The organism is Buchnera aphidicola (Chaitoregma tattakana) (genome assembly GCF_039370165.1).
GTDB lineage: Bacteria > Pseudomonadota > Gammaproteobacteria > Enterobacterales > Enterobacteriaceae > Buchnera_G > Buchnera_G aphidicola_F.
Map to the genome: position 1 here is coordinate 325,672 of NZ_CP134991.1, position 22,509 is coordinate 348,180.

Below are 22,509 nucleotides of genomic sequence, written 5' to 3' on the forward strand. Positions count from 1 at the left end.
AAATATAAAAAACATATGAAAAAATTAGACTTATTAACACTAGACTTTACACAAAATTATCTAATAGAATCTTCAGCTGGGACAGGAAAAACTTTTAGTATAATAATACTATATTTAAGATTGATGTTAAATATCAATATAAAAAATTATTACATGAAAAATTTAAGTGCAAAAAAAATATTAATATTAACTTTTACAAATTATACTAAAAAAGACATATATATAAAAATAAAATTAGTTATATCACAGTTAAAAAAAGATTGTATAAAAAAAACCAGTAATAACGATATATATAAAAAAATAATAAAAAATACAACATGTCCTAATTCGTTATATAAAAAACTCTCTAAATTAGAAAAAAAAATTGATAAATTTAATATAATGACAATACATCAATTTTGCAACACAATAATTGAAGAAAACAAGTTGTATTTTAATATACCTTTTAATAAAAAAATTGTAAAAGATGAAAACAAAATGTTGTTATGTGCAATTCAAAAATTTTGGAGAAAAAATTTTTATCCATTACAAATAGAAGTTGTTTCAATAATATATAATATATGGAAAACACCAGAAAATATTTTTAAAGAAATAAAACATCTCTTTAAAAATAATATACAAGTTAAGTTTAATAAAAAATTTGAGAAATCAACAATATTATCGTTCCATTTTTCATTAATCAAAGAAATAATAATATTTAAAAAAATATGGAAAAGTAATAAAAATATATTTAAAAGAATTATTATACATTTAAAAAAAGAAAAAAAGGGATATATTAGAATATTAAATTATAGTAATAAAGTTGATATCTGGTCTAAAAAAAAAACTAAAAATTATTATATACCAAACGAAATAGAAAAAATTATAAAGTTAAAAAGTATAAAAAAATATGTAAACACTGAAAAAAAAACATTGTTTTTCTTCAAATATATAAAATTATTTTATAAAAAAAAATTTTCTATAAAAGAATTTTTAATTTATAAAATTTATAACAAAATACATAATTTAATTAATATAGATAAAAAAAAGACATCAAAAATAAGTTTTGATGATTTAGTAAAAGAAGTAGAAAAAAAATTAAGAAAAAATAAAAAATTTTTAGTTTTAATTAAAAAAAAATATCCTGTAGCTATTATAGATGAGTTTCAAGACACAGATATATGTCAACAAAAAATATTTACAAAAATATATAATACAAACAAAAATAGAAACATAATGATATTATTAGCAGACCCTAAACAATGTATATACAGTTTTAGGGGGTCAAATATATTATTATATAATAGAATTAAAAAAAAAATTAAAAAACATTATTTTCTAGATATTAATTGGAGATCTTCACCAAACTTAGTAAAATCTATAAACAAAATTTTTTCACAAATTAAATATCCATTTGCTACAAAAAAAATTATTTTTAAAAAAATAAAATATACAAAAAAAAATAACAATATTAGACTTACAATTAAAAATTCTATAAAAAAAAATTTTAAAATAATATTTTATAAAAAGTCCGTAATGAATTTTGAAGAATATTTTTTATGGTCATCAAAGCAATGTGCGAAACAAATATCCAATATGTTGTATTTAGGAAATACTAAACAAGCACAAATAAAATATCATAAAAAAAATAATTTTGTTAAAAAAGAAGATATAGTAATATTGGTAAAAAACAAATTAGAATTTTTTTACATAAAAAAGGCATTAAAAAAATATAAAATAGAATCTTACTATCAATCAGAAAAAACAAATATATACAAGACAGAAGAAACAAGAGAAATATTACTTTTATTACAAGCTATTTCGGAAATAACAAATAAACAAAATTTAATTAATGCTAACAGTACAAGAATTATTTCAAGTAGTATAAATGAAATTTATATGATTCAAAATAATAAAAATAAATTTTTTCACGAAATAAAAAAGTTCAAAAAATACAAACAAATTTTAGAAAAATATGGAATACTAAATTTAATAAAATATGTTATTAAAAATAACATTATAGAAAAAAAATGTTTTAAAAAAGAAAAATATGAAAAACTTATAAAAAGATATTTTTACATATCAAAGTGCTTAGAAAAAAAACTATATGAAATTAAAGAAATTTACTTACTAATACAATGGTTAGAAGAAAAAATAAACCAAAAAAAATTTGTTAAAAAGAAATATTTTAATAAAAATGAAAAGTATGAAGGAATAAAAGTTACTACTATACATAAGTCTAAAGGATTAGAATATCCTATTGTAATAATACCTTTTATAATGCATTTTAAAAAAGAAAATTATACTTCATATTATGATACAAACACACTAACTAGAATATTAAATTTAAAAAATAAAAAAACAAATGATATTATAAAAGAAAACTTTTTGGAAAGTATAAGATTATTGTACGTATCTTTAACTAGAGCCATAGTACATTGTACAATAATTATAGCCGCAATAAAAAAAAATAACAAATTTGAAAAAACTACTGTACATAAAAGTGGTATAGGATATATATTACAAAAAAAAAAATGTATAAATTTTATAAATTTTAAAAAAATATTAAATAAATTAAAAAAAACAAAATTATTTCAAATAACAAATAATATAAAAAAGATACAAGAATATAAATGTATTACTGAAAAAACATATAAAAACTATAAAAAAAAATTTAAAGAAAAAAAATATAAAAAACATAACATAAATAGTTTTACAAAAATTATAGAAGATATAGAAAAAATAAAAAAAAAATACAAAATAAATAATGTATTTTCAAAAAAAACTACATTAAAAAGTAAAAGCAAAATATTAAATACGTATAACTTCCCACAAGGAAAAAATTCCGGAAGAATGTTACACAAAATATTAAAAGAATTTATAAAAAAAAAAAGAAAAAAAACAATATTTATAAAACAAGAATTAAAAAGATATAATTTTAATATAAAATATTATAAATTTATATATTCATGGATGAACAACATAATTAGATCTAAAATTAATAAAATAGGAATAAGACTTAGCAAAATAAAAAGAAATGAATTTATACAAGATATGAAATTTGACATTTTTATAAAAGAAAAAATGCACAAAAAAATACAAGACATTTTTTCCAGTAAAGAAAAACACAAAATTAAAATTTATCCAGGTATTTTAACTGGTGTTATAGACATAGTATTTTTATGGAAAAATAAATATTATTTCATCGATTTCAAATTTAATCATTTAGGAAATAAAATAAAAAATTATACAAAAGAAAACATTAAAAATTATATTATAAAAATGAACTACGATATACAATATAAAATATATTTGTTAGGAATACATAAATATTTAAAAACAAATATACAAAATTATAGTTCTAAAAAACACTTTGGTGGAATATTTTACTTATTTTTAAGAGCATTTAAAAATAAAAATAATAGTAAAAAATATGGAAAGTTTTTTATATCACCTAAAGAAAATATTATAAAACATATAGAAAATATAATTATATAAAAAAAAATATGAAAAATAAAATTATACTAAAAAATTTATTAAAAAAAAATATTATAAACGAAGTAGATATAAACTTATACAAAATTTTACAAAAAAATGAAAATAAAATTATAAAAATAATAATTTTATTACTTATATATACATATAAAATTGGAAATATAAGTTTAAACACAAAAAAAATATACAAACAAACACTAATTCTAAAAAATATATGGAAAAAATTTTTTAGCATAAAAAACTATTATAAGATAATAAAAAATAGTATAGTTATATCAGATAAAGTAAAATCTCACACTCCAATAATATTTTATAAAAAAAAATTTTATTTTCATAAAATGCTACATTTAAAGAAAAACATTGACAAAAATATTTTTACAAAAATTAATGCTAACCAAAATATTAATTATATAAAAAAACTATTAAAAAAAAATAAAATTAACAAATTAAACAAATTTCAAAAAATATCTTTAATACTATCTGTTTTAAATAAAAAAATGTTTATATTAGGTGGAGCTGGTACAGGAAAAACTACAGTTATTTCTTATATAATTTTTTTTATTTTAAAAATATTTCGAAAAATAAAAAAAATAAAAATAGCGGCAGCTACCGGAAAAGCTGCAACCAACATATTATTCTCTATAAAAAAACATTTATCTAAGTTAAAAATCAAAAAATCAGACAAAAAAAAAATTCCGAAAAGATCATATACAATACATGATTTATTAAAAATAAGTCCAGGAAAAACATATCCAAAATTTTGTAAAAAAAAAAAGTTAAATATAGACTTATTAATAATAGATGAAATATCTATGATAAGTACTATATTATTCAAAAATTTAATAGATGCAACTAAAAAAACTACTAAAATAATTTTTTTAGGAGATTTTAATCAAATATCATCTATGAGTAGAATAAATATTCTAAGACATATATGTAAAAAAGAAAATAATAGTTTTAGTAAAAAAATATCTAAAATATTAGAATATATTACAAACTATAAAATTTTAAAAAAAAAAAAATCTAAAGATAATATCTGCATATTAAAAAAAAACTATAGAGTTAAAAAAACATCTGGAATATATAAAATTTCACAAATGATATTGAAAAGTCAAACGAAAATCTTAACAGCAGAGATAACAAAAAAACGATTTAAAGATATAATATTCAAAGAAATACATAAACAATATGAATATATATGTATGATAAAAATGATAGTAAAAAAATATAAAAGATATTGGAGTTTAATCAAAAAAAACAGTAACCCATTAAATATATTAAAAGAATTTAATAAAATAAGAATATTATGTGCTATAAAAAAAGGCCCATTTGGTACAAAACAAATAAACAAAAATATAAAAAAAATAATAATAGATAAAAAAATTATAAAAAAAAAAGAAAAATGGTACATAGGCAAACCAATAATGATTACAGAAAATCAAAAAGATTTAAATATATTTAATGGATACATAGGAATACTGCTATATGACAAAAAAAAAAAGAAAAGAATATTTTTTAAAACATATGAAAACAGTTTATTAAAAATACCTAAATATGCTATAAAAAAGTATGACGTATCATGGGCTTCCACAATACATAAATCTCAAGGATTAGAATTTAAAGAAACAATAATAATACTACCGGAAAAACAGAAAAAAATTTTTAATAAAGAATTAATATATACAGGAATAACAAGAACCATAAAAAAAACTACTATTTTTGTAAAAAATAAAATATTAATAAAATCAATAAAATAAAATAAATTTGGTTGCGGAGGTTGGATTTGAACCAACGACCTTCGGGTTATGAGCCCGACGAGCTACCGAACTGCTCCACTCCGCTAAATAAAGATAAAATTCTAAAATATATACTATAATTAGTATACATTTTTTTTAAATATTATGCAATACTTGAAATAAACAAATTTTAAATTTAAAAATATAGGAACTTCATATGAAATCAAGAAGCAAAGCAAGAGCATGTGCAGTACAATTACTATATTCATGGCAAATATCAAAAAATTATATAAAAGATATAGAAAACCAATTTTTAAAAGAAAAAAAAACAAAAGGAATAGATTTGATCTATTTTCATGAAATAATATCTGGAATTTCAAAACATTATATACATTTAGACAATTTGATAAAACAATATATTTCTAAAAAAAATCATAAGATAGGACAAATTGAAAAAGCCATATTGAGGATTTCATTTTATGAATTAACTAAAAGATATGATATACCATATAAAGTAGCAATAAATGAAGGTATAGAGCTTGCAAAACATTTTGGATCAGCAAAAAGTCATAAATTTATCAATGGTATTTTAGACAAAGCAGCTCATTATATAAGAACAAAAAAATATAAATTAAATAAAATATAAAATAGTAATATTACTATTAACAAAAATTTATAAAGAATCTTCTTTAAAATTTTGTTTATATATATTTATACAAAAGAATATTAAAATTATACAAATAAAAAATAGTATTTTAAAATTTAAAAATGTACATAATATTCCACTAAAAACACTACCTAAAGACATACCTAATAATTGCATAGTGGTATATATTGAAATAGGAACGTCTCTACAACCATATATATTATAAAAAACTTTTCTAAATAATATTGGTAAAAATGAAGACAATAAATTAAATATTAAGAAAAAAATTTGCAATCCTAAAAAAAACAATTTTTCATATTTGTTATTAAATAGAAAAATTGTTTCAGAAAATAAAAAAAACACAAATAAAAAAATGTACATTCTATTATTTTCTATATTACTTCTCAAAAAACATGCTAGTATTAAAGAAATTAATGAAGAAAAAAAAAACGTATAAAAATATATTTTAAAACAAGTGTTATAATTTATAAAAAAGCTAGAAAAAATTTTAGGAAAAATATAAAAATTAGACGAAAAAATAAAGTTAGATATAAAAGTATATTTTAACACACACACATAATTTTTGTTTTTGAAATATTCTAACAACAAGTTTATTTTAATAAATGTTTTTTTTTTATGCAAATCTTGTTTTTTATCCTTAGGTATATAAAAATATGAAAAAAATATTAAAAATAATGACAAAGTTAATATAATTAAAAAAATGTTTTTAAGTCCTATTTTGTTAAAAATAAATAAAGAAGAAGACATTGAAATAAAAAATGTAATTCCAAAAGTTATTCCAACTAAAAAAATAGAAAACACGTAACTTTTTTTGCTAGTATGATCAATTAAAACATCAATTAATATAGAAGATACAGAACCTATTCCTTGTAATGATCTTCCAAGTAAAACTCCAAAAACAGAATTAGAAAAAAAACATATTAAATTTCCAATAAAAAATATAAATAAACTAATAATAATAGTATTTTTTTTGCCAAAACTGTTTGATAAAAAACCAAAAGGTATTTGAAAAATTATTTGAAATATTCCATATATACTTAAACATAAACTATTTAAAAATTTTGTACTACCATATAAATTAATATTACAAAAGTTAAATATAGGAAAAATAAAAAATAGTCCTATGTTTCTTAAGAAAAAAATTGTTAATATTACTAATATTACTTTTACATTACTTTTATTGTTATAAATATTATTTTTCATAACACTCTCTCTTACATGATGTAAATTATATAATTAATGTAATTATATAACAAACAAAAAAATGTAATTATAAAAATATAATAGTTACAAAAATCATAATATTAAAAAAAGAGCATAAAAAATGTTAGACGAGCATGGGTATCTAAAAAATTATGAAAAATGGACTGAAGAAATTGCTATAAAAATAGCGTTAAAAGAAAAAATAAAATTAAAAAACAAACATTGGAAAATAATTTATATAATTAGAAAATTTTATATAAAATTTAATAGAATGCCTTCTATGTTAGAAATACATATTATTTTTAAAAAAAAAAATAAAAAAACTATAAACCTAAATGAACTTTTTAATCAAAAATTTATTAAAATATCTAGTAAAATAGCAGGTATACCAAAAACTAATATATGTATATAATTCTATTTAAAGTTTATGTAATCTATAGCTATGAAAAAACTTGTTATACAATTAGACAATATAGAAATAATAAAAACATAATAGAAAAATATATTTTTATTATAAAAACATCCAAAAACTATAGAACAAACCCAAATAAAATTTATTAGAATAGAAAAAATGCAATACTTTTTATCTAAAAAATTATATAAATATAAAGATTCAGATACACATGTAAACAATATTACAAAAAATAAAATTACTATACTAGTAAAAAATATACTTTTTGTTGAAGGCAAAATAGGAACTTTTGCATTTTTATAATCTTTAGCCCTAAATATAGATATAGAAAAAAAATGAGGTACTTGCCATAGAAAAAACATAAAAAAAAATATAAAAAATGCTAAGTCTACTTTATTAGAAACTATATAATAACCTATTATAGGAGGCATTGCACCAGAAATGCTTCCTATAAATATAGAAAAAACAGTTGTTCTTTTAAAAATCATACTATATAAAAATATATAAACAAAAAAACCAAAAAAAGATAAAAGCAAAGAAAAAAAATTTGAAAAAAATAATATTATTAAAAAACCCAAAAATAATAAAAAAAATGCAAAAAATAAAGCTTTTATAACAGATATTTTGTTTCTTACCAAAACTCTATTTTTAGTTCTTAACATTATATTATCAATTTTTATATCAATAATATTGTTAAGAACACAACTTCCTGAAATTATTAAAAACATACCTATAAATGTAACTAAAAATAAGTTGTAATTAATATTACCTTTAGATGCAAATAAAAAACAGGCAGAAAATGGTATTAAATTTCCTAATACTATACCAGGCTTTATTATTTGTAAATAATATTTCACGTTTTTTAATTTCATATTTCACTGATCATAATTTTATTATGTAAACTTAACATGATAGATCTAGACCCAAAAAATATTATAAAAATTATTATTAAAGAAAACATAACAACAAATATATTATAATACTCACTAGATTTTGCATCTTTTATATGTAAAAATATACTAAAATGTATTATTAATTGTACTATAGAAAAAAATATAATCAAAAAATAACTCAAATTTTTATTAAAAATTTTTAATTTAATTAAAAAAACTGAAAAAAACAAAATTATAAAAGAAAAAAATAGTCCTATAAAATAATTAATATATTCTTTTTTACTTATAAATTTTTTCATTTAATTAATCCAAATAAGTATATAAAATTAAATATAAAAATCCAGATAATATCTAAAAAATGCCAAAACAACCCTAAACAACAAAATTGAGTATAAATTTTTTTGTTAATTTTACTTGTAAAAACTCTAACTATCATAAAAATTATCCAAATTAAACCAAAAAAAATGTGTATAGCGTGTAAAATTAACAATGAAAAAAATGATGAAATAATACCATTTTTAACCAAAAAATAATTAGTTCTACTAAAATTCACTAATTCATATAATTCCATTAGAATAAAAAAAAAACCTAAAATAAAAGTCAAAAATATATACACATAAAAATAAAAGTTCTCTTTATTATTTAATAACACCATGGAAATACTATAAAAAAAAGAACTACATAATAATATAATAGTTTCTATAAAAACATAATATATATTAATTACATGACAATTGAAAATTGTAAAATCAGAATTACTAGAAAGAACGAAATATACTGAAAAAAATACCGAAAAAAGTATACAGTCGCTCATCAAATAAATCAAAAAACCAAATACTGTATTAATATCATATTTTATAAAATTATTTTTTTTACTTACAACTATATGTGTATTTTTTTTAAAGAAATTATTACGCATAATAAAATTCCTATATAATATATCTTATTTTTTTTACTTCTTTTTAAAATTTATAAAAATTGTTTTATCTTTATGAAAAAAAATTTTAAATAAAAAAAATGAAATTAATATACTAGACAATATAAATAACCATAAAATTCTCCATACTGCCGAAAAACCTACAAAAATAGAAAATACACCGACAAAAAAACCTACATGAGTATTTTTAGGCATAATAAATCCAATATTGTTAACCACATGACCACAATCTTTTATATTTTTGTTTTTCCAAAATTGATCTATACTATCAACTTTAGGTAATAACATAAAGTTATAATGTTTAGGAGGAGAAGATACAGACCACTCCAAAGTTCTACCATTCCATGGGTCTGAAGAGTTGTTTTTATTAAAATTACAATTCTTAATTGATACAACAAATTGTATAATTTGAAATATAATTCCTATAAAAATTAAAATAGATCCAATAAATGACATCAACAAAAAGTTGTGAAATTCATAATCAATGTTTTGACTAACTCGTCTAGTCATTCCTAAAAAGCCCAAAAAATATATAGGAGAAAATGTTATAAAAAATCCTACTATCCAAAAATAGAAAGATATTTTACCTAAAACTTCATGTAAAGTGAAACCAAACATTTTTGGAAACCAGTAATTTATTCCAGCAAAGCAACCAAAAACTACTCCACCTATAATAACATTATGAAAATGTGCTACTAAAAACAAACTATTATGTAATATAAAATCAGCAGCAGGCAATGATAACAATATTCCAGACATACCACCTATAGAAAATGTAATTATAAAACCAATAGTCCATAACATAGAGGAGTGCATATATATATCACCTCTATACATAGTAAATATCCAATTAAAAACTTTTACACCTGTAGGTATCGCAATTATCATAGTTGCTATTCCAAAAAATGTGTTTACATTATATCCAGCTCCCATAGTAAAAAAATGATGCGCCCAAACTAAAAAAGATAATATTGTTATTGATAAACTTGCCCACACTAATGAATGATATCCAAATAAACGCTTTCTAGAAAAAGTAGAAACTATTTCTGAAAATATTCCAAAAGATGGTAAAATTAAAATATAAACTTCAGGATGCCCCCAAATCCAAATTAAATTTATATACATCATAGAATTTCCACCAAAATCATTTGTAAATATGTGGAAATTAAAATATCTATCTAAAGTAAGCAGTAATATTGTAGCAGTTAATACTGGAAATGATGCTATTATTAAAATACTAGAACACAAAGATGTCCACGTAAATATTGGCATTCTAAACAAGGTCATACCATTAGTACGCATTTTTAAAATGGTAACTAAAAAATTAATTCCAGTTAAAATGGTTCCTATACCAGAAATTTGTAAACTCCATATCCAATAATCTACTCCTACGCCTGGACTATACTTTATTTCTGATAATGGTGGATATGAGAGCCATCCTGATGATGCAAACCTTCCTACAAATAAAGAAATATTAACTAATATTGCTCCACTCGCCGTAATCCAAAAACTTAAATTATTTAAAAAAGGAAAAGCTACATCTCTTGCTCCTATTTGTAGAGGTATAACAAAATTCATCAAACCTATTATAACAGGCATAGCAACAAAAAAAATCATTATTACTCCATGAACAGTAAATATTTGATCATAATGCTCTGGAGGAAGAAAACCATTATTATTTTGTGTGCTTGGGTAAGAAGCTAAAAATTGCTGTGCCTTCATCATAAGTGCATCAATAAATCCTCTAAAAAACATTAACGTTCCTAACATTATGTACATAATACCAATTTTCTTATGATCTACTGAAGTAATCCAATTGTTCCAAATATATTTCCATTTTTTAAAATATGTTATAAAAAATATAGAACATATAAAAAATATAGATAATACAAAAAATGTTAAAACTATTATTGGTTCATTGAAAGGTATATCTCTAAAGGTTAATTTTCCAAACATTTTCACTCCTATATAAACAAAAAGAATTTATTAACAAAAAACTACTTACAATGAAATTTATTAATAATGTTTTCAAATAAGTCAGGATAAACATGAGAAAAGTATTCTTTTTTTCTATTTATTTTAGGTATTTGTAAATTTTCAAACTTCTTTCTATTATCTAAAAAAGTTTTAGAGCTTTTTAATATATTGATCCAACTTAAAAATTTACTATCACTGTCAAAAGCCAAAAGAGTAAACTTCATATTAGAAAACCCATAACCACTATAATTTGATGACATACCTTTATATATACCAGAATGTTTAGTAATTAAATATAATTTTGTTTTAGTACCAGGCATAGCATAAATTTGACTTCCAAGATTAGGAACAAAAAAAGAATTCATAACAGAACTAGATGTAATGTTAAATTTCACTGTTGTATTTGTAGGAATAGCCACTTCATTTATAGAGGCTATTTTATAATCTGGATAAATAAATAACCAACACCAATCTAAAGAAATAACATTAATTTCTATAGTTTTTCTATTACTTTGTATATATTTGCTAGGATCCAAGCTTTTTGTAGTATTGAAAGATATAACAGAAAAAATTGTAACTATTATTATAGGTATGATCCATATTATAGATTCTATTATATATGAGCTATTCCAATTAGGACAATATTTTTTGTTCTTATTGTTTTCATTATATTTAAACATAAAATACATTGTCATAATAATTACAGGAACTACCACTAATAACATTATCAAAAATAAAATTAAAATTAAATGATTTTCCTTATCTCTAATATAACCATAAGTAGAAAACATAATTTTTCTTCTAATTTCTAGAAAAATAAACGTAAAAAATGAAATACAACAGAATAATATAACATAAATATTTTTTATCATAAAATTCCCTAAACTAAATTTAAAAATCTAAATTATCTTTGAAAATATAATAAACATAAAATATAAAATATAAAGCTATGATATAAAATTTTAACTTTAGAATAACTTATAAAAAAATATTTTATACAGAACATTTATAAAAAAAAATAAAATATAATTTTATTTTATTAACTAATATACGAAATCTTATTTTTTATTTATAAAATTATATTTTAATATAAGCTATATAATTTTTTATTACTTTTGATATAAACAAAAAATAATTGTATATTAAAAATTAACAAAAATATTTTTTAACAAGAGCACAATAAAAAATGTTTAAAAAACATAATACAAATTATTCTACAATAATACCGATGATTGTTGAAAAAACAAGTAGAGGCGATAGATCATATGACATTTATTCCAAATTGTTAAAAGAAAGAATAATTTTTTTATCTGGTGTTATAGATGATAATTTATCAAATAGTATAATATCACAACTTTTGTTTCTAGAATCTAAAAGTCAAAAAAATGATATCTATTTATATATAAATTCACCAGGAGGTTTAATAACTTCAGGAATATCTATATACGATACTATGCAATTTATACAACCAGATATAAGTACAATATGCATAGGACAAGCATGCTCAATGGCGGCTTTATTATTAACAACTGGAACTAAAGGAAAAAGATTCTCTTTGCCTAATTCTAGAATTATGATTCATCAACCTCTTGGTCAATATAAAGGACAAGCAACAGACATAGAAATACATGCTAATGAAATAATATTAATAAAAAAAAAAATAAATAAAATTATGTCTCTACATACAGGTAAAGACATAAAAAAAATAGAACAAGATACAGAAAGAGACTATTTTCTTTCTTCCTCACAAGCTTTAAAATATGGAATTATAGATTCCATACTAAAAAGTAGAAAATGATTTTAAATTATATATTAACAATTAATTTTTAAATTATGAAGAATATTTCTTAAAAATAGGAACAACAAAAATATGATAGAAAGTTCAATAAAAAACAAGTATCACAAATTAAATTGTTCGTTTTGCAATAAGAAACCAAAAAATTCTAATAAACTTGTCATTAGTAAATATTCTTGCATATGTTATGTATGTATAAATTCATTTGCAAAAATTATTAAAACAGATTTAGAAAATATTAAAAAAAAAACACATGAAAAACATAAATATATTCCTATAAAAATAAAAAAAAAACTAGACAAATATGTTGTTGGACAAAAAACAGCCAAAAAAGTATTATCTGTTGCTGTATACAATCATTATAAAAAAAAAACATATGAAAACAAAAATTATACAAACAATACAAATATAGAAAAAAATAACATCCTGTTAATAGGACCAACTGGTAGTGGTAAAACTTTATTAGCTAAAACGTTAGCTAATATTATAAAAGTTCCTTTTGTAATAGCTGACGCTACTAGTTTAACAGAAGCAGGATATGTAGGAGAAGATGTAGAAAGCATAATATATAGACTATTACAAAAATGTAATTTTAATATAAAAGAGGCGGAGTCCGGAATAATATATATTGATGAAATAGATAAAATAGCTAAAAAATCAGAAAATATATCTATTACTAGAGATGTATCAGGAGAAGGGGTCCAACAATCACTTTTAAAAATAATAGAAGGAACAGATACTTTTATATCTCCTACAGGAGGAAGAAAACATCCAGAACAAGAATTAATTAAAATAAATACATCAAAAATATTATTCATATTAGGTGGAACATTTATAGGACTTAAAAAAATTATTTCGAAAAGAATAGATGTAAAATCTAATCTAGGATTTCATAAAATACAAAATAATAAAAAACAAATTGAAAAAAATAATTTGTTAAGAAAAGTAATTGCACAAGATATAATAAAGTTTGGTTTTATACCAGAATTTATAGGAAGAATTTCAACAATAGCAACATTAAAAAGCTTAGAAGAAAAAGATCTTATAAAAGTATTATGTGAAACAAAAAATTCTTTATTAGAACAATATAAAATGCTATTTAAAATGGAAAATATAGTTTTAGAATTTTCTAAAAGATCTATTGAAGAAATTGTAAAAAAATCTATTTTAATCAAGACTGGTTCAAGAGGATTGAAAACAATATTAGAAAAAATTTTATTAGATTTAATGTATGAAACACCATCTAAAAAAAATATAAAAAAAATAATAGTTAATAAATCATTTGTAAAAAAAAAATTCTTACCAAAATAAATACATAAAAAAAAGTATAAAAAATTTTATTAAAAATTAAAATGTTAGACTGATCTATTAATAAAATTTTACTATAATAAAATAAAATTCATACTATAATTCTCAAATTATTATATTAAAACTAATTTTTATAAAAAAATAGTATATATAATCAATACTATAAGATAGTAACTAAAACTAAGAGAGAAACATATGAATTCTGAGCACACTAAAAGTGCAAAAATGTCCCTTTTACCACTTCGTGATATTGTAGTATACCCAAATATGATAATTTCATTATTTATTGGAAGAAAAAAATCAATAAAGTGTATAAAAAAAATAGTTGACAAAAAAGAAAAAATATTTTTATTAACGCAAAGAAAATCACATACAGAAAAACCTAAAGAAAAAGATTTATTTAAAGTAGGAACTGTAGCTAAAATATTACAAATTTTAAAACTACCTAATGGAACAATAAAAATATTAGTAGAAGGAATACAAAGAGCTAAAATAAGCTCACTAAAAGAAAACACAGAATACTTTTTAGCAAATATAAAATATATAAAACTAGATAAAAAATCAAACCAAGAAACTAAAATACTAATAAATACATCAATAAAAAAATTTGAAGAATATGTAAAATTAAATAAAACTATACAACTAGAAGTTATAGAAAATGTAAAAAAAATAAAAAATGTAGAAAAATTGTCAGATACTCTTGCGTCTTATATACATTTAAAAGTTAAAGATAAACAAAATATATTAGAAATGACAGATGCTAATAAAAGACTAGAACATATAATGGTAATAATGGAATCAGAAATAAACATATTAAAAATAGAAAAGAATATAAGAAACAGAGTAAAAAAGCAAATGGAAAATAGTCAAAAGGAATATTATTTAAATGAACAAATGAAAGCAATACAAAAAGAGTTAAACAAAATAGAAGATACTGAAGACGAAAATAAAATTTTATTAAGAAAAATATCTTCTCTAAAAGCACCTAAAGAAATAAAAAATAAAATAAAATTAGAATTAAAAAAACTAAAAACAATGCCATATATGTCATCTGAATCATCTGTAATAAAAAATTATATAGATTGGGTAATACAAGTTCCATGGAGTAAAAGAGGAAAAATAAAGAAAAATTTAACATTAGCAAAAAAAATATTAGACAAAGATCACTATGGTCTTAAAATGATCAAAGAAAGAGTTATAGAATATTTAGCTGTACAAACTAGGTCAAAAAAAATACATGGACCTATTCTATGTTTAGTAGGGCCTCCTGGAGTAGGAAAGACATCTTTAGGTCAATCTATAGCTAAAGCTACAGGAAGAAAATATATAAAAATGTCTTTAGGAGGAATAAGAGATGAAGCAGAAATTAGAGGACATAGAAAAACTTATGTAGGATCTATGCCAGGTAAAATAATTCAAAAAATGTCTAGAATAGGAGTAAAAAACCCACTATTTTTATTAGATGAAATAGACAAAATTTCATATGATACTAGAACAGATCCATATTCTGCATTGTTAGAAGTTTTAGACCCTGAACAAAACTTTGCATTTAATGACCATTATATAGAAATAGATTATGATTTATCTGAAGTAATGTTCATAGCTACTGCTAATACATTAGATATACCATATGCATTGTTAGATAGAATGGAAATAATAAGACTATCTGGATATACAGAAGAAGAAAAACTACATATAACAACAAAATATTTAATACCAAAGCAAATCAAAAAGAACGTATTAAAAGAAAATGAAATAGAGATAGATACAAATATATTACCTAAAATAATAAGAAACTATACACGGGAAGCTGGCATAAGAAATTTAGAAAGAAAAATATCTAAAATATGTAGAAAAGTAGTAAAAGACTTATCATTAAATAAAAAAATAAAAAAGATAAAAATAAACAAAAAAAATATCAAAAAATATTTAGGAATAAAAAAATTTGATTATAGAAAAAGCTCTAAAAAAGAAAAAATAGGACAAGTTTCAGGACTAGCGTGGACAGAAGTTGGTGGAGAACTATTAAATATAGAAGCAGCATGTGTACCTGGCAAAGGAAAACTGACTTATACTGGATCATTAGGAAAAATAATGAAAGAATCCATACAGGCAGCTCTTATAATAATAAGATCACAATCAAAAAAATTAGGTATTAAAACTAGCTTCTATGAAGATCATGACATACATGTGCATGTACCAGATGGAGCAACGCCAAAAGATGGTCCTAGTGCTGGAATTTCTATGTGTACTGCAATAACATCTTGTTTAACAAAAAATCCTGTAAAATCTAACATTGCTATGACTGGTGAAATAACATTACAAGGAAAAATCTTGAATATAGGGGGATTAAAAGAAAAATTATTAGCTGCTCATAGAGGCGGAATAAAAAACGTATTAATACCATATGCAAACAAAAGAGAATTAGAACAAATACCAAGAAATATTTTGTTGGGCTTAAAAATACATAAACTAAAAAAGGTAGAAGAAGCATTGATCTTGTCTCTAAAGCGCTTCCCATATAAAAAATCTAAAAATATTAAAAAGATATAAAAAAATTAAGCTGGCAAATTATATAAAATTGCCAGCTAAAAATTTTTGTATAATAATATATATGATAAAGTATAAAAAAAATAAAAAACATGCTAAACATTTAAAATATTACAAATTTTATGAAATATTTTACATAAAAATAATAATAATAATTACAATTATATAATCTATAGTTAATTTTCTTTTACAAAAAAAAATAGTTTAAAAAATAAAAACTTTATATAAACAACATAAATAAAAAAAAAAAGGATATTTTGTGCAATTATTTTATAAATTAAATTGGTATTTCTTAAAAGAATGGAAAAAATATGTTAGCGCGATAGTTCTTTTAATAACAATATCATTATTACAGCTTATACCCCCTAAATTAATGGGTATTCTAATAGATACCATAATAAAAAAAAACAATTCAAACAATAAAATATTTTTTATAGTTTTCTCAATATTTATTATATCTATGACAGTATATATACTTAGATATCTATGGAGAGTGTTACTGTTCGGGGCATCTTATAAGCTAGCTATTAATCTTAGAAGTAAAATATATAAATGTCTAAGTAAAAAAAATTCTATATTTTACTCTAAAAACAAAACTGGAGATTTAATGGCTAAATCTACTAATGATGTAGATAGAGTAGTATCAGCTGCTGGTGAAGGTGTTCTAACATTGGTAGATTCTATAGTAATAGGATCACTAGTATTAATAGTAATGATATTTCAAATAAATTTTTATCTTACAATAATATCATTATTTCCAATGCCAATCATGGCTTATATAGTAAAAAAATATGGAGAAAAGTTACATACAAAATTCAAGGAATCGCAAAAATCATTCTCAATACTAAATAGTAATACACAAGAAAGTTTAACTAGTATAAGAATGATAAGATCATATGGTTTAGAAAATATAAAATTAAAAAGATTTAAAGAAGTAATAAAAAATGCAGCAGACAAAAATATAGAAGTATCAAAAGTAGATGCATTATTTGATCCTATTATACATGTTGCAATATCAATTTCTAACTTATTAGCAATTATACTAGGAGGAATATTGGTAATAAAAAATAAAATTACATTAGGAGAATTAACTAGTTTTATGATGTATTTAGGACTTATGATGTGGCCTATGTTAGCACTAGCATGGATGTTCAACATAGCAGAAAGAGGAAAAGTTTCTTTATTAAGAATAGAAAAAATTTTAAAAGAAAAAAAAGAAAAAAAACATAAATTTGTTAAATTTCCAAAATGTTATAAAAATTTAGAAATAAAAATATACAAATTTTGTCACTATAAATCTAATAACATAGCTTTAAAAAACATTTATTTTAAAATAAAACTCGGAGAAATAATAGGAATATGTGGGCCAATAGGATCAGGAAAAACTACTTTATTAAATATAATACAAAAAAATTTAAATATAACCAAAGGAAAAATTCTTTATAACAATGTTCCTATAGACCAAATAAAAAAAAAAGAATGGAGACATAATTTATCAGTAGTTAACCAAAATAATTTTTTATTTTCTGACACAATTGAAAATAACATATCTATAAGTAATCCTAAATCTTCTATAAAAGAAATAGTAAAAGTAGCAAAATTGTCCTGTATACACAAAGATATACTCTCATTCCCAAAAAAGTATCAAACTAAAATAGGAGAAAAAGGCATAATGTTGTCAGGAGGGCAAAGACAGCGATTATCTATTGCAAGAGCACTATTAACTAATGCTTCAATAATAATATTAGATGACTCTTTATCAGCAGTAGATGGTAAAACTGAAAATAAAATATTAAAAAATTTAAAAAAAAATAAAAACATAAATAAAACTATAATAATAGTATCACATAAACTATCTACTATAATGTATTCAAATAAAATAATAGTATTAAACAAAGGTACAATAGAACAAATAGGAAGTCATGATTCTTTAATAAAAAAAAAGAAATGGTATTATAAAATGTTTAAATATCAGCAACTTAAAAAAAGATTTAAAAAATAAATAAATTAAAGAGATAAAACTAATTCATGCATAAAATCAAATTTAATTTTTCACCAATTTTAATAAGATTATTAAAATATGGCGTTTTTTATAAAAAAAAAATATTATATGTTTTCATATTATTATTTTCTTCATCAATTTGTGAGGTTTTATGTCCTATATTAATAAGTTTTTTTATAAAAACTATTATAGAAACTAACACAGTACAAGTTAATACTTTTATATTAGTAATATCTAGTTTTGTAATGTTACAAATTATATCTGCATTATGTAACTATTTTGAAATAATAATTTTTAGTAATATTTCTGCTGAAATAATAAAAAAAATTAGATTCAATGTTATGAAATCTTCTCTAAACCAACCAATGGAAATATTTGATAAACAACCTATTGGGCAAATTGTTTCAAAGGTAACAAATGATACAGAAACTATAAAAGAGCTTTATGAAAGAGTTATTCCTTCTACCATAAGAAACATAATGTTAATTACTATAATACTAATTACTATGTTCTTATTGGAATGGAAAATGGCATGCATTTCTATTATAATGTTTCCAGTAATAACAACAATAATGATAATATACCAAAAACTTAGTACTCCTATAATAAGAAAAGTAAAATCTTATATAGCAGAAATAAATAATATATTTAATGAAACAATTAATGGAATGCAAATAATACAACAATTTAATCAAGAACATAGATTTTTTAAAAAAATAAAAAAAATTAGTAATCTACATTATTTATATAGAATGAAAATATTAAAACTAGACGGTTTTTTGCTTAGACCATTATTTAGCTTTTGCACAAACATAATATTATGTGGTTTAATATTACTATTTAACTATTTTCCAAAAGAAATGTTTCAGGTTAGTACATTGTATGTATTTATAAATTATTTAAACAGATTAAATGAACCAATGCTATCAATAATAAATCAGCAATCTACATTGCAGCAATCAATAGTATCTGGCGAAAGAATATTTAATTTAATAGATTCTGAAACAAAATTATATGGAGAACATGACTACTCAATAAAATACGGAAAAATAGAAATAAAAAAATTAAATTTTGCTTACTCTAAAACTGGACAAAAGGTATTAAAAGATATAAATATTAAAATTAGAAAGAAAAGTTTTGTAGCTTTTGTAGGACATACTGGGAGCGGAAAAAGTACATTGGCTAATTTAATAATAGGAAATTATAAAATAAAAAATGGATACATAAAAATAGATGATAAAAAAATAGAACATATTAGTAAAAAAATTATTACAAAAGAAATAGCAGTTGTACAACAAGAACCATTTATGTTTACAGATACACTATTTAACAACATATCTTTAAAAAGAAATATACCAAAAAGTAAAATACTTAAAATTATAAAGAAAGTAAAATTAGAAGACCTAGTAAAAAAAAATGAAAAAGGAATTTATATGAAAATAAAAGAAAAAGGAAGTAATATTTCTCAAGGTCAAAAACAATTAATATCTATTGCTAGAGTATTAGTAACTAAACCAAAAATTTTAATATTAGACGAATCAACATCTAATATAGACTCAAAAACTGAAAAAAAAATTCAAGAAGTATTATTAAAAATAAAAAATAATATAACATTAATAATAATAGCACATAGACTATCTACTATAGTGCGTGCAGATGAAATAATTGTTTTTAACAAAGGTAAAATAATAGAAAAAGGAAATCATGAAGAGTTAATGAAAAAAAGAAATTTTTACTGGAAAATGTATATGTTACAAATTCATAGTACTAAAATATTCAAAAAATAAAAACCTATCTCCTGCCAGCTATTACTTAAGTACCTATTTTAATTTAAACTGGCTGCTTTTTTCCAAACCTGACCAAATATCTAAATTTTATAGAACATAAGGACTGACAGAAGATTAAATTAATTATACATTATAACATTAAATAATACAATTATGATTATAACAAAAATAATAATGTAAAAAAATTTTAATATTACAATTTTTAAAAAAATAATATATAATAATAGAATTATGAAATATGAAATATTAGCTAGAAAATATAGACCAAAATGCTTTAAAGAAATTATTGGACAAAAGTATATAGTAAAATCAATACATAATAGCTTAGAGACAAATAAAATACATCAATCATGGATATTTTCTGGAAATAGTGGAATAGGAAAAACTACTATATCAAGACTTTTGGCAAAAAGTTTAAGTTGTGAAAAAGGAATAACATATTTTTCTTGTTTAAAATGTAAAAATTGTATAGAAATATTAAAGGGATGTTTTATAGATTTAATAGAAATAGATGCTGCTTCCAAAACTAAAGTAGAAGAAATAAAAAAAATTTTAGAAAATGTGAAATATCTTCCAGTTAAAGGAAGATTTAAAATTTATATTATAGACGAAGTACATATGTTATCTAAACATAGTTTTAATGCTCTATTAAAAATATTAGAAGAACCTCCTATACATGTAAAATTTATATTAGCAACAACAAATATAAATAAGATACCAGAAACCATAATTTCTAGATGCATATGTTTTTATTTAAATCACATTACTGAAAAACAAATTTATAAATATTTAAAAAACATATTAAAAAAAGAAAAAATAAAAATAGAAAAAAATATAATAAACATTATATACGAAGCATCTAAAGGTAACGTAAGAAGTGCATTAAATATAATAGAACAGTCTATTTTATTAAACCAACATAAAATTACAGAAAAAAACGTAATTAATATTCTTGGAATTATAGAACAAAAAAAAATATTACTACTAACAAAATATTTAATAAAAAAAGAATTAAATAAAACTTTTCACATACTAAAAAAAATAAATATATCTGAATATCAATGGCATACTATATTTGACAATATTTTAAAATTGTTACATCATATTGCGATTTTAAAAAAATTTGGTTTTTCTATAGAAAAACATGAATATATGAAAAATTATAGAAATAATATTATTAAAATTGTAAAAAACACAAAATTTTCTGAAATACAAAGATGTTATCATATTATAATAAAAGGAAAAAGAGAAATAGAAATTTCACCAAATTCTAAAATATGTGCAGAAATGACATTTCTAAGAATTTTAGAAAAAGATAATTAAAAAAAATAATATACAAAAACAATTTAAAAAACAAGGTAAAAAATGTTTACAAATGAAAAATTAGGAAATTTAATGAAACAAGCACAACAAATGCAAGAAAAAATGACCAAAATGCAAGAAGAAATGGCTAAAATAGAAGTAACAGGAGAGGCAGGAGCAGGATTAGTAAAAGTAACAATAAATGGAATACACAACTGCAGAAAAGTTGAAATTGATCCTACTCTGTTAGAAGATGATAAAGAAATTTTAGAAGATTTAGCTACAGCAGCTTTTAATGATGCATGCAGAAGAGTATCTGAAGCTCAAAAAAAAAAGATGTCTAATATTTCTAATAATACTCAATTACCAAGTGGATTTAATTTTCCATTTTAATTGAAATATAACAAATATAATAATATATAAAATAAATTTTTATAAAAGTAAAATTTATTTTACAAAATCTATC

General features: G+C 20.4%; 17 protein-coding genes, 1 tRNA gene and 1 other RNA gene. 11 read left to right on the plus strand and 8 right to left on the minus strand.

Annotated elements, in window-relative coordinates; all coding sequences use genetic code 11:
• Positions 1-15 precede the first annotated feature (15 nt).
• Together recB and recD are read left to right on the plus strand one after the other, a co-directional pair.
• Positions 16-3,477, plus strand: coding sequence for an exodeoxyribonuclease V subunit beta (recB, locus tag RJI84_RS01515; protein ID WP_343188994.1), 3,462 nt, complete (start codon positions 16-18; stop codon positions 3,475-3,477).
• 8 nt (positions 3,478-3,485) lie between these two features.
• Positions 3,486-5,231 carry an exodeoxyribonuclease V subunit alpha gene (gene recD, locus RJI84_RS01520; protein ID WP_343188995.1) on the plus strand — a complete coding sequence of 582 codons (1,746 nt, stop codon included), beginning with the start codon at positions 3,486-3,488 and terminating at the stop codon, positions 5,229-5,231.
• An 8-nt stretch (positions 5,232-5,239) separates the two neighbouring features.
• On the opposite strand, the gene RJI84_RS01525 is transcribed toward recD, so the two are convergent.
• Positions 5,240-5,316 (minus strand) — tRNA-Met (locus RJI84_RS01525).
• A 111-nt stretch (positions 5,317-5,427) separates the two neighbouring features.
• On the opposite strand from RJI84_RS01525, the gene nusB reads away from it, so the two are divergent.
• Positions 5,428-5,856 (plus strand): transcription antitermination factor NusB, encoded by a 429-nt coding sequence (gene nusB, locus RJI84_RS01530; protein WP_343188996.1) that lies wholly within the window; start codon positions 5,428-5,430, stop codon positions 5,854-5,856.
• Positions 5,857-5,883: 27 nt separating this feature from the next.
• Here the strand turns inward: nusB and RJI84_RS01535 are convergent, their stop codons facing one another.
• A complete protein-coding gene (locus tag RJI84_RS01535) occupies positions 5,884-7,080 on the minus strand; it encodes an MFS transporter (RefSeq protein ID WP_343188997.1) in 1,197 nt (398 codons plus the stop codon).
• A 121-nt stretch (positions 7,081-7,201) separates the two neighbouring features.
• On the opposite strand from RJI84_RS01535, the gene RJI84_RS01540 reads away from it, so the two are divergent.
• Positions 7,202-7,492 (plus strand): TusE/DsrC/DsvC family sulfur relay protein, encoded by a 291-nt coding sequence (locus RJI84_RS01540; RefSeq protein WP_343188998.1) that lies wholly within the window; start codon positions 7,202-7,204, stop codon positions 7,490-7,492.
• Between the two features lie 2 nt (positions 7,493-7,494).
• Here the strand turns inward: RJI84_RS01540 and cyoE are convergent, their stop codons facing one another.
• The 5 genes from cyoE to cyoA all read right to left on the minus strand — a co-directional run bounded on the left by cyoE (position 7,495) and on the right by cyoA (position 12,171).
• Positions 7,495-8,364, minus strand: a complete 870-nt coding sequence (gene cyoE / locus RJI84_RS01545; protein WP_343188999.1) for a heme o synthase — start codon at positions 8,362-8,364, stop codon at positions 7,495-7,497.
• Positions 8,361-8,555, minus strand: a complete 195-nt coding sequence (locus RJI84_RS01550) for a hypothetical protein (protein ID WP_343189000.1) — start codon at positions 8,553-8,555, stop codon at positions 8,361-8,363. Before RJI84_RS01550 ends, cyoE begins: the two co-directional genes overlap by 4 nt.
• 125 nt (positions 8,556-8,680) lie before the next feature.
• A complete protein-coding gene (locus RJI84_RS02100) occupies positions 8,681-9,304 on the minus strand; it encodes a cytochrome c oxidase subunit 3 (protein ID WP_428994301.1) in 624 nt (207 codons plus the stop codon).
• Between the two features lie 33 nt (positions 9,305-9,337).
• Positions 9,338-11,278 (minus strand): cbb3-type cytochrome c oxidase subunit I, encoded by a 1,941-nt coding sequence (locus RJI84_RS01555; RefSeq protein WP_343189001.1) that lies wholly within the window; start codon positions 11,276-11,278, stop codon positions 9,338-9,340.
• A gap of 41 nt (positions 11,279-11,319) precedes the next feature.
• Entirely contained in the window at positions 11,320-12,171 is an 852-nt protein-coding gene (gene cyoA / locus RJI84_RS01560) for a ubiquinol oxidase subunit II (protein ID WP_343189002.1), read from the minus strand.
• A 314-nt stretch (positions 12,172-12,485) separates the two neighbouring features.
• On the opposite strand from cyoA, the gene clpP reads away from it, so the two are divergent.
• The 5 genes from clpP (at position 12,486) to RJI84_RS01585 (ending at position 20,741) form a co-directional block, all read left to right on the plus strand.
• On the plus strand, positions 12,486-13,097 hold the full coding sequence (gene clpP, locus RJI84_RS01565; protein WP_343189003.1) for an ATP-dependent Clp endopeptidase proteolytic subunit ClpP: 612 nt from the start codon (positions 12,486-12,488) through the stop codon (positions 13,095-13,097).
• 72 nt (positions 13,098-13,169) lie between these two features.
• A complete protein-coding gene (clpX, locus tag RJI84_RS01570) occupies positions 13,170-14,405 on the plus strand; it encodes an ATP-dependent Clp protease ATP-binding subunit ClpX (protein ID WP_343189004.1) in 1,236 nt (411 codons plus the stop codon).
• Between the two features lie 192 nt (positions 14,406-14,597).
• Positions 14,598-16,955, plus strand: coding sequence for an endopeptidase La (lon, locus tag RJI84_RS01575; protein ID WP_343189005.1), 2,358 nt, complete (start codon positions 14,598-14,600; stop codon positions 16,953-16,955).
• Between the two features lie 256 nt (positions 16,956-17,211).
• Positions 17,212-18,954, plus strand: coding sequence for an ABC transporter transmembrane domain-containing protein (locus RJI84_RS01580; RefSeq protein WP_343189006.1), 1,743 nt, complete (start codon positions 17,212-17,214; stop codon positions 18,952-18,954).
• A 26-nt stretch (positions 18,955-18,980) separates the two neighbouring features.
• Positions 18,981-20,741, plus strand: coding sequence for an ABC transporter transmembrane domain-containing protein (locus tag RJI84_RS01585; protein ID WP_343189007.1), 1,761 nt, complete (start codon positions 18,981-18,983; stop codon positions 20,739-20,741).
• Positions 20,742-20,750: 9 nt separating this feature from the next.
• Here the strand turns inward: RJI84_RS01585 and ffs are convergent.
• Positions 20,751-20,850: signal recognition particle sRNA small type (gene ffs, locus RJI84_RS01590), an RNA gene on the minus strand.
• Positions 20,851-20,972: 122 nt separating this feature from the next.
• Here ffs and dnaX point away from each other — a divergent pair.
• Together dnaX and RJI84_RS01600 are read left to right on the plus strand one after the other, a co-directional pair.
• Positions 20,973-22,064, plus strand: coding sequence for a DNA polymerase III subunit gamma/tau (gene dnaX, locus RJI84_RS01595; RefSeq protein WP_343189008.1), 1,092 nt, complete (start codon positions 20,973-20,975; stop codon positions 22,062-22,064).
• A gap of 42 nt (positions 22,065-22,106) precedes the next feature.
• Positions 22,107-22,436 carry a YbaB/EbfC family nucleoid-associated protein gene (locus tag RJI84_RS01600; RefSeq protein ID WP_343189009.1) on the plus strand — a complete coding sequence of 110 codons (330 nt, stop codon included), beginning with the start codon at positions 22,107-22,109 and terminating at the stop codon, positions 22,434-22,436.
• The last annotated feature ends 73 nt before the right edge of the window (positions 22,437-22,509 follow it).

What these genes read in the sequence shown, in the direction of transcription:
- recB (WP_343188994.1), top strand. Translation starts at nt 16, where the DNA reads ATGAAAAAATTAGACTTATTAACACTAGACTTTACACAAAATTATCTA.
- recD (WP_343188995.1), top strand. Translation starts at nt 3,486, where the DNA reads ATGAAAAATAAAATTATACTAAAAAATTTATTAAAAAAAAATATTATA.
- nusB (WP_343188996.1), top strand. Translation starts at nt 5,428, where the DNA reads ATGAAATCAAGAAGCAAAGCAAGAGCATGTGCAGTACAATTACTATAT.
- RJI84_RS01535 (WP_343188997.1), bottom strand. Translation starts at nt 7,080, where the DNA reads ATGAAAAATAATATTTATAACAATAAAAGTAATGTAAAAGTAATATTA.
- RJI84_RS01540 (WP_343188998.1), top strand. Translation starts at nt 7,202, where the DNA reads ATGTTAGACGAGCATGGGTATCTAAAAAATTATGAAAAATGGACTGAA.
- cyoE (WP_343188999.1), bottom strand. Translation starts at nt 8,364, where the DNA reads ATGAAATTAAAAAACGTGAAATATTATTTACAAATAATAAAGCCTGGT.
- RJI84_RS02100 (WP_428994301.1), bottom strand. Translation starts at nt 9,304, where the DNA reads ATGCGTAATAATTTCTTTAAAAAAAATACACATATAGTTGTAAGTAAA.
- RJI84_RS01555 (WP_343189001.1), bottom strand. Translation starts at nt 11,278, where the DNA reads ATGTTTGGAAAATTAACCTTTAGAGATATACCTTTCAATGAACCAATA.
- cyoA (WP_343189002.1), bottom strand. Translation starts at nt 12,171, where the DNA reads ATGATAAAAAATATTTATGTTATATTATTCTGTTGTATTTCATTTTTT.
- clpP (WP_343189003.1), top strand. Translation starts at nt 12,486, where the DNA reads ATGTTTAAAAAACATAATACAAATTATTCTACAATAATACCGATGATT.
- clpX (WP_343189004.1), top strand. Translation starts at nt 13,170, where the DNA reads ATGATAGAAAGTTCAATAAAAAACAAGTATCACAAATTAAATTGTTCG.
- lon (WP_343189005.1), top strand. Translation starts at nt 14,598, where the DNA reads ATGAATTCTGAGCACACTAAAAGTGCAAAAATGTCCCTTTTACCACTT.
- RJI84_RS01585 (WP_343189007.1), top strand. Translation starts at nt 18,981, where the DNA reads ATGCATAAAATCAAATTTAATTTTTCACCAATTTTAATAAGATTATTA.
- dnaX (WP_343189008.1), top strand. Translation starts at nt 20,973, where the DNA reads ATGAAATATGAAATATTAGCTAGAAAATATAGACCAAAATGCTTTAAA.
- RJI84_RS01600 (WP_343189009.1), top strand. Translation starts at nt 22,107, where the DNA reads ATGTTTACAAATGAAAAATTAGGAAATTTAATGAAACAAGCACAACAA.